We start from the raw sequence: 8,412 nt of genomic DNA, 5'->3' as shown, positions 1-8,412 counted from the left end.
ACGATGTGGTGGTGAAGGCGAAGAGGTCACACCTGTTCCCATGCCGAACACAGCAGTTAAGCTCTTCAGCGCCGATGGTAGTCGGGTCGATCCCCGTGAGAGTAGGACGCTGCCACATCAAACCTTAAACCTTAGAAACTATTTTCTAAGGTTTTTTTGTGCATTCATGTATAGAAGTGCTAGATTCGGAGATACTAAAAATAAAGTTACCGTTTCATAGTTTGATAAGAAATATCCGAAGAAAGCAACTTAGGAGGGATACGAGGATGCACAACCCGTCATGCAATATTTGTTCGAAAGAAACGAAGGATGGGATTTATTTGTTACGTTTGTATATATGCCATTCATGTGAAAAAGAGATTATTGATACACCTGCAGATGACCCTAAATACAAATATTTCGTACAGCAGATGGCCAAAGCTCATCGTACTATGATTCCGTCTTAACGATATAGCAGCTATGAAAAACCGCTTCATTTAAAAGAAGCGGTTTTTCTTATGAGATTGATTGTATCCATGAAGTTATGTACGATAAGTGAGGATAAAAGCTTATAAAGGTGTGTAAGAGTATGAATGTACAAAAAGAGACGCCTCTTTATGACGCGTTAATAAAAAATAAACAAAAAAGTCCCTTGTCTTTTCATGTCCCTGGACATAAATATGGTCAAGTCTTTCCTGAAAAAGCGAAGTATACTTATGAGGCCTTATTATCTATTGATGCTACAGAAATAACTGGTCTTGATGACTTACACGCTCCAGACAGCGTCATTAAAAAAGCACAAAAATTAGCCAGCCTATATTTTGAGAGTGATGCAACTTCCTTTTTAGTTAACGGAACAACTGTAGGTAATATGGCAATGGTTCTATCTGTCTGTAACAGAGGAGATGAAGTGATTGTCCAGCGGAATTGTCATAAATCCGTTATGAACGGTTTGGAACTTGCAGGTGCGAAGCCCGTGTTTTTGTCTTCAGAATACGAGGAAGCAACAGGGCGGTACAGTAAAGTGACAGCCGAATCAGTCCGAAAGGGTATAACCGAGCATCCTAATGCTAAGGCCGTATTTTTGACATACCCGGATTATTTTGGGCGCACCTATCCAATAAAAGATATCATAGATGTTGCTCATGCTCACGACCTGCCACTGCTGGTGGATGAAGCTCATGGAGTACACTTTCATCTGGGTTCGCCATTTCCTTATCCATCTCTGAAGGAAGGGGCTGATGCGGTTGTACAATCTGCACACAAGATGGCACCGGCGATGACCATGGCTTCCTTTATACATATCAAAGGGAACAGAGTGAACAAAGAGAAACTGAACCACTATCTTCAAATCCTTCAATCCAGCAGCCCTTCTTATCCATTAATGGCAAGCCTGGACCTTGCGAGGTATTATTTAGCCAACTGGGATGATAAGAAGGGTGTATTCAAATTTATTGAGGATATACGAACGTATTTTAAGAGGTATCACGATTTTTGGGATGTGTTACCTCTCACACATTATGATGATCCCTTAAAAATGACCCTGTCTGTAAAAAGGGGATCAGGTTTTGAAGTGGCTCAAGCATTAGAAGATAGCAGTATCGTGCCGGAAATGGCTACTACAAACCAGGTTCTCCTTACGTTTGGATTGGAGCCGGCATTTGATAAGGAAGTCTTGAAGGAACGGTTAAGTAGTGTGTATTTCCAATTAAAAAACCTCCCTGAGCGTGCTACAATAAAGCAAGACGACTTTTCGTTACCATCTATACAAACATTAGAAATGAGTTATCCAGAAATGCAGGAAATCCCTTCTTACGACGTGAACTGGAAAGATGCTGTTGGACTAATTGCAGCTGAAGCAGTAATCCCTTACCCACCTGGAATTCCTTTGCTCATGAAGGGAGAACGAATTTCTAAGAAACATATAGAGCTTGTCCGTTCATTGCAAGGACAAGGAGCAAAATTTCAAAACGGAAACATTGCTCACGGGATACGAGTGTTCAAAGGAGAATGAGTGTGAAAGGTTTATTTGTAACATTTGAAGGAGGAGAGGGTGCTGGAAAGTCCTCCATCCTTAAAGAAATCAGCCAAGAGTTAAGAGATGATGGTTATCCTGTGTTAGAAACACGGGAACCGGGCGGAATAGATATTGCGGAAAAAATACGTGACGTTATATTGAACCCTTCTCATACATCGATGGATGCCCGGACGGAGGCTCTTTTATATGCTGCTGCCCGACGTCAGCATTTAGTTGAAAAGGTGATCCCTGCACTGGAAGAGGGAAAAATCGTGTTGTGTGATCGCTTTTTGGATTCCAGTCTCGTATACCAAGGCTACGCACGAGGATTAGGAATGGATGCCGTCCATCGAATTAATGAATTTGCCATTGAAGATTTTATGCCGGAGCTTACTTTATTGTTTGATATCACTCCTGAAGAAGGTTTGATGAGAATCGCGGCTAATAAAGAAAGAGAACAGAACCGTCTGGACCTTGAAAAAGTAGATTTTCATGAAAAGGTACATGAGGCTTATCAAAAGCTCGCTGTTGATTTTCCAGAGCGGATCAAAGTCATCAATGCATCTCAATCTTTCCAGGAAGTGAAGACAGACGCTATCCAAGTGTTAAGGAAATACTTACCATCTATACAGAAGTAAATTTGTTATAATGAAAGAAAACATAGTGGGAGGGTCCTTGTGATGAAGATGATTGTTGCTGTAGTCCAGGATAAAGATAGTAATCGATTGACGGACGCCTTAGCTGAAAATGATTTTAAAACGACTAAGTTATCCTCCACTGGCGGATTCCTTCGCGAAGGAAATACGACTTTCATGATTGGATGTGACGATGAGGACGTAGATGATGCTCTTGATATCATCAAAAAAAATTGCAGCCAACGTGAACAAATGGTGGCACCTATTTCTCCAATGGGTGGAAATGCGGATTCGTACATTCCGAAACCTGTAAAAGTCGAAGTTGGCGGCGCAACTGTTTTCATCCTGCCGGTCGATTCATTTTTCCATTTTTAGAATTGGGATTTGTTTAATGTCTTTTGTTAATATTTACAACCATTTCTTACAACTGCACCCGTCTGGGGTTGCGGTTTTGCGGCGTTTACTTTAACCATAGTTGGTTAACCGGACTTATTATTATGGTTTATGGCCTTTATATCCCATTTTTCTAGAGTCGGTCTTGGGAATGGCGGGACTCGTGCGGGATATAGGTACATCGTGAGAGCCTGAGGAGCTCACGGTACCCAACGGAAAGCGCGTCATTCCCAAGACCGCCTTCACGCGATTTTGCAAAAGAAAGAGCTGTTTTCAACCTTTATTGTGAGATAACAACACCAAGCATTAACAGATCCTGAAATTAAAGGAGTTACCATATGAAGATCAGTCAGGACATGCGGACCCATCTTGAGTCTGTCCAGAAACATGCCGGGAACCAGGCGAAAGGCAGCGCGAACTTTGATGCCATAGTTCAATCTCAAAGCAGACAGCTGCAGGAAGCACAATTAAATGAATTGTTGAAGACGATTACTTCCCAAGGGGAAAGGGTGGCAAGATTCCGTTCTTTCAAAGATTTGGCGAAATATAAACGTCTGATTAAAGATTTCGTCAAAGAATCTGTTCAGTATGGTATGAACTTAAAGCATTCTCACAGCTGGAATCAGCATGGACAGACAAGGAAGTTGACCATTGTGGAATCTGTAGATGAAAAATTGGCAGAGTTGACGGACGCTGTCCTGGATCAAGAACAAAGGTCGATAGATTTATTAGGGATCATTGGTGAAATCAAGGGTCTGCTCATCAATTTATACACGTAAGGACGGAAGTCATTATGCAGACATGGGAAGAGATGAAAGAGCTACAGCCTTTAGCAGGGCAGATGTTGATGAATAGTTTTACGAAAGATCGTATCTCCCACGCGTACTTATTTCACGGGAATCGTGGGACTGGTAAAAGAGAGATGAGTCTACTTTTTGCAAAAAGCATTTTTTGTAAATTTCGAGATGGTGTCGATCCATGCCAGAAGTGCAGGGACTGCATACGTGTCGATTCTGGTAATCATCCCGACCTTCACTGGATTGAACCGGATGGACAATCAATCAAGAAAGAGCAAATCTTACACTTGCAAAAAGAGTTTACTTATACAGGAATGGAATCGAATCGGAAAGTTTATATCATCGTCGATGCTGACCGGATGACTGTGAATGCATCCAACCGTTTGTTGAAATTTCTTGAAGAGCCAAGTAAACAGACGACAGCCATGTTATTGACGGAAAGTGGACAGACCATCCTCAATACTATACGCTCCCGGTGTCAGCTGTTGTCTTTTCAGCCATTAAGCGCTAAGCGGTTGGAAAACAAGCTTGTCGAGGAAGGCGTGTCTCAATCGAACGCGAGACTGTTGGCAGCGTTGACCAATAATCTTCAAGAAGCCTTGGATATGAACCAAGATGAGTGGTTTGCTAATGTTCGAAAAATAGTGATACAATTAATTGAAGTGCTTCAAAATAAACCAAACGAAGGACTCTTATTTATCAACCATCAGTGGATGCCTCATTTTAAGGAACGTAAGCAATTACAGCGCGGACTTGATGTGCTTGTGCTCTGGTTTCAGGATGTAATCAATAAATTTTTGGACCGGGAAGATTCCATTGTTTTTATTACAGAAAGAGAGAAATTGGAACGAGCGACAATGAAATGGTCACGTCAATCGGCCGCTCAATGCTTATCCCGGATTCTTGAGGCGAAACGAAAGATAAATCAAAATGTCCATCCGAATTTAGTGATGGAACAATTAACCCTTCAACTACAGAGGTGATGATCGAGTGATCGAAGTTGTAGGTGTTCGATTTAAGCAGGCGGGAAAAATTTATTATTTCGATCCCGGGGATTACCGAATGACAACAGAAGATTACGTCATCGTTGAAACCGTCCGGGGAATCGAATTCGGAAAAGTCGTCATCGCAAATAAATCTGTGGATGAAGAAGATGTCGTATTGCCTTTGAAAAAAGTCATCCGTATTGCAGATGAGAAAGATAAGATGACGGTGGACGAAAATAAAGACAACGCCTCAGAAGCTTACCGTATTTGTGAAAAGAAAATACGTGAACATAAATTGGACATGAACCTTGTCGATGTAGAATATACGTTTGATCGAAATAAAGTCATTTTTTACTTTACAGCAGATGGACGAGTGGACTTCCGTACATTAGTTAAAGACTTAGCTTCTGTATTCAAAACCCGAATTGAACTTCGCCAAATCGGAGTACGTGATGAAGCGAAAATGCTCGGAGGGATTGGTCCGTGTGGCCGTATGTTATGTTGCTCTACATTTTTGGGTGACTTTGAACCGGTTTCCATAAAAATGGCCAAAGACCAAAATTTATCGTTGAATCCTGCCAAAATATCAGGATTGTGTGGCCGCTTAATGTGCTGTCTTAAATATGAAAACGACGACTATGAAGCTGCTAAAAAGGAGCTTCCTGATTTGGGAGAAAGTATCGCCACTTCCTTCGGAAAAGGGAAAGTCGTCGGACTTAACATGTTAGAACGCATGGTTCAAATAGAATTCCGTGAAAAAGAAAGAGTTCTGGAGTACTCCTTACAAGAGTTAATCGATGAAGGGGTCGTACAAACAGAAGCCACAGAATAAAAGGTGGAGTCAAGCGTGAATAAGAAAGCCATATTTGAACAAGTATCCCATTTCGAAAGCCAAATTGGCGAGTTGTACCAACAGCTTGGCGATCTTAAGAAGCAACTCGCATACTTATTAGAAGAAAACCAGCATTTATCGCTTGAAAATCATCATTTGAGACAACGCTTAGAAAAAGAGAATGAGAAACAGGAGAAACAATCATCAGATTCCAAGCACGACCGAGGTCCAGCGGTCGGAGAAGGTTACGATAACCTTGCTCGTTTGTATGAAGAAGGCTTTCATATTTGTAATTTACATTTTGGTAGTCCTCGAGATGAAGATTGTTTATTCTGCCTATCTTTCTTGAATAAGAAAAAATAATTCCAGGTCCAAAGCCTTTCCTTGCTCATCCGAGGGAGGGCTCTCTTTTTATCTATACAGAAAGGAAATAGATCGATGGTTCAATTATATGGAGACGAACGGATAGATTACTTATTAGCTGAAGAAAATATGCGGATTATTCAAAGTCCTAGTGTGTTTGCGTTCTCACTGGATGCCGTATTACTTGCAGACTTTACGTATGTACCGAAAACACGTGGGAAAATTCTTGACTTATGTACAGGAAATGGAGTTATTCCTTTGTTTTTGACCACACGTTCGAGCGTACCGATTACAGGTGTAGAAATTCAAGAACGGCTTTATGATATGGCTGTCCGCAACATCGAATTGAATCAATTGGACGAGCAGCTCGAGATGATACATGGAGATTTGAAGGATATGCCCGCCCGGTATGGAAATGATAAATTTGATTTAGTGACTTGCAACCCGCCTTATTTCCCGACTCCTCAATCGGATGAACAAAATATCAATGAACATTTGGCCATAGCAAGACACGAAATACACTGTACGTTAGAAGACGTTATACAATCGTGCAGTCGATTAGCAAAGTCTGGTGGGAAAGTATCTATGGTCCATCGTCCTGATCGATTGGTTGAGATCATTGAACTTTTCAAAAAGTACAAGCTTGAACCAAAGCGTATGCGGCTGGTATATCCTAAGGAAGGGAAAGAAGCGAATATACTTTTAATTGAAGGGACCCGCGACGGAAAACCTGGGTTGAATATCCTTCCCCCTCTCTATGCTTTGACTCAAGATGATCAATATACCAATGAATTAAGGGAAATTTTATATGGAAAGTAAACATTATGTTTATATGCTTCGGTGTAAGGATCAATCGCTTTATACGGGGTATACGAATGACTTGAAAGCGCGATTGCAAAAGCATGAAGCGGGTAAAGGAGCAAAATATACCCGTGGAAGAGGACCATTCATTTTAGAAGTTACAAAAATATATGAAACGAAACAAGAAGCGATGAAGGAAGAATATCGGATCAAACAGATGTCACGAACGCAAAAGGAAAAGTGGATCGCTCAAGAAAGAGAAGGTGACAGGGATCATGAAAGTCCAAAAAAGCTTTAAAGATGAACAAACCGAAGGGGTGTTGTATATCGTTCCAACCCCCATTGGAAATCTACAAGATATGACCTTTCGTGCTGTTGAGACTCTGAAAAAAGTAGATGTTATTGCAGCGGAGGATACAAGGAATACAAAAAAGCTGCTCAATCACTTTGAAATTCAATCCCCTTTAGTGAGTTATCATGAACATAATAAACATGCCAAAGGACCTCAACTGATTGAAAGGTTAAAAAAAGGGGAAGACATCGCTTTGGTCAGTGATGCGGGAATGCCCGGTATTTCTGACCCCGGCGAAGAGCTTGTGAAAGAGGCAGTTGAAGGTGAACTTTCAGTTATTGTACTACCTGGTGCTAACGCAGCGTTACCTGCTTTAGCTGGTTCGGGACTCTCTACAGAGCAGTTTTATTTCTTTGGTTTTTTACCAAGGAAGAAAAAAGAGCGTGCCAGTGAATTGGAACGACTTCAATCTTTGTCAGCAACGCTTGTTTTTTATGAATCACCTCACCGGTTGAAAGAGATGCTGGCACATGTCCTGGAGGTATTCGGAAATCGACAAGCCACCATAGCTCGTGAACTGACAAAGCGGTATGAAGAGTATATAAGAGGGAACCTCGAAGAACTGGTTTCCTGGAGTCAGGAAGAGGAGGTCCGTGGGGAGTTTTGCATCATCGTCGAAGGTACGGAAGAAGATAATACCGAAAACCTTTTATGGTGGACCCATTTATCGATCATCGATCATGTCAAACATTACATGGAAGAGGAAGGCATGAAAAGTAAAGCCGCTATTAAACAAACCGCACTGGACCGTAAGCTTCCTAAACGGGAAGTTTATCAAGCCTATCACGTTGAATAATAACAAAAAACCCCTTACTGTCAGGCCTGTTAACAGTAAGGGGTTTGTATACAACATATGTCATGCTAATACGTTCTTTTTTTCTATACCAGTCGTCGTCTTTTTATCTCTATGTTTTTATTTAGTCATGTTTTGCTGGATTTCTTGAAGAAGCATCTCAGCGCCCTCTTTACTTAGCACCAAGTTGCCATTTGCAAGTTTCATATTTTCATCTGAAACTTCTCCAGTTACATGGCAAGTCATGTTCGGTTTGTACTTTTTAAGGACGATGCGATCATCATCCACATAAATTTCCAAAGCGTCCTTTTCATTGATTCCTAGTGTACGACGAAGCTCGATAGGAATAACCACACGACCTAATTCGTCAACTTTACGTACGATACCTGTAGATTTCATAATTCTGTCTCCCCTCAATCAAAAGTATTTTCGTCAAAAATCGACATATGTCTCGACATAATCGT

Annotated in this window: 12 protein-coding genes and 1 rRNA gene; 12 read left to right on the top strand and 1 reads right to left on the bottom strand. The window is 41.2% G+C overall.

Translation table 11 applies throughout. The features are described from left to right. The first annotated feature begins 4 nt into the window (after positions 1-4). From rrf to rsmI, 12 genes are all read left to right on the top strand, one after another. Positions 5-118 (top strand): 5S ribosomal RNA (gene rrf / locus LCL89_RS16620). 148 nt (positions 119-266) lie between these two features. Further along, positions 267-446: a sigma factor G inhibitor Gin gene (locus tag LCL89_RS16615; RefSeq protein ID WP_224810959.1), complete on the top strand. Its 180-nt coding sequence runs from the start codon at positions 267-269 to the stop codon at positions 444-446. A 122-nt stretch (positions 447-568) separates the two neighbouring features. After that, a complete protein-coding gene (locus LCL89_RS16610; protein ID WP_224810958.1) occupies positions 569-1,993 on the top strand; it encodes an aminotransferase class I/II-fold pyridoxal phosphate-dependent enzyme in 1,425 nt (474 codons plus the stop codon). Positions 1,994-1,995: 2 nt separating this feature from the next. Continuing rightward, positions 1,996-2,634: a dTMP kinase gene (gene tmk, locus LCL89_RS16605; protein ID WP_224810957.1), complete on the top strand. Its 639-nt coding sequence runs from the start codon at positions 1,996-1,998 to the stop codon at positions 2,632-2,634. Positions 2,635-2,676: 42 nt separating this feature from the next. Continuing rightward, positions 2,677-3,006, top strand: coding sequence for a cyclic-di-AMP receptor (locus LCL89_RS16600; protein ID WP_197318497.1), 330 nt, complete (start codon positions 2,677-2,679; stop codon positions 3,004-3,006). Between the two features lie 356 nt (positions 3,007-3,362). Further along, on the top strand, positions 3,363-3,803 hold the full coding sequence (locus tag LCL89_RS16595) for a YaaR family protein (RefSeq protein ID WP_197318492.1): 441 nt from the start codon (positions 3,363-3,365) through the stop codon (positions 3,801-3,803). Positions 3,804-3,817: 14 nt separating this feature from the next. Next, positions 3,818-4,804, top strand: a complete 987-nt coding sequence (holB, locus tag LCL89_RS16590; RefSeq protein ID WP_224810956.1) for a DNA polymerase III subunit delta' — start codon at positions 3,818-3,820, stop codon at positions 4,802-4,804. Positions 4,805-4,811: 7 nt separating this feature from the next. After that, complete coding sequence (locus LCL89_RS16585; protein WP_197318490.1) at positions 4,812-5,639, top strand: PSP1 domain-containing protein; 828 nt, start codon at positions 4,812-4,814, stop codon at positions 5,637-5,639. Between the two features lie 15 nt (positions 5,640-5,654). Then, complete coding sequence (yabA, locus tag LCL89_RS16580; RefSeq protein ID WP_224810955.1) at positions 5,655-6,002, top strand: DNA replication initiation control protein YabA; 348 nt, start codon at positions 5,655-5,657, stop codon at positions 6,000-6,002. 75 nt (positions 6,003-6,077) lie between these two features. Next, positions 6,078-6,821: a tRNA1(Val) (adenine(37)-N6)-methyltransferase gene (locus LCL89_RS16575; RefSeq protein WP_224810954.1), complete on the top strand. Its 744-nt coding sequence runs from the start codon at positions 6,078-6,080 to the stop codon at positions 6,819-6,821. After that, on the top strand, positions 6,811-7,101 hold the full coding sequence (locus LCL89_RS16570) for a GIY-YIG nuclease family protein (RefSeq protein WP_197318487.1): 291 nt from the start codon (positions 6,811-6,813) through the stop codon (positions 7,099-7,101). Before LCL89_RS16575 ends, LCL89_RS16570 begins: the two co-directional genes overlap by 11 nt. After that, a complete protein-coding gene (gene rsmI / locus LCL89_RS16565; RefSeq protein ID WP_197318486.1) occupies positions 7,079-7,951 on the top strand; it encodes a 16S rRNA (cytidine(1402)-2'-O)-methyltransferase in 873 nt (290 codons plus the stop codon). Before LCL89_RS16570 ends, rsmI begins: the two co-directional genes overlap by 23 nt. Positions 7,952-8,068: 117 nt before the next feature. On the opposite strand, the gene LCL89_RS16560 is transcribed toward rsmI, so the two are convergent. Further along, positions 8,069-8,347 (bottom strand): AbrB/MazE/SpoVT family DNA-binding domain-containing protein, encoded by a 279-nt coding sequence (locus LCL89_RS16560; protein WP_197318485.1) that lies wholly within the window; start codon positions 8,345-8,347, stop codon positions 8,069-8,071. Positions 8,348-8,412: the final 65 nt, after the last annotated feature.

The organism is Halobacillus yeomjeoni, from assembly GCF_020171525.1.
Lineage (GTDB): Bacteria > Bacillota > Bacilli > Bacillales > Halobacillaceae > Halobacillus > Halobacillus yeomjeoni.
The sequence above is the reverse complement of the archived record's forward strand: the minus strand, read 5'-3'. Positions and strand labels throughout refer to the sequence as shown.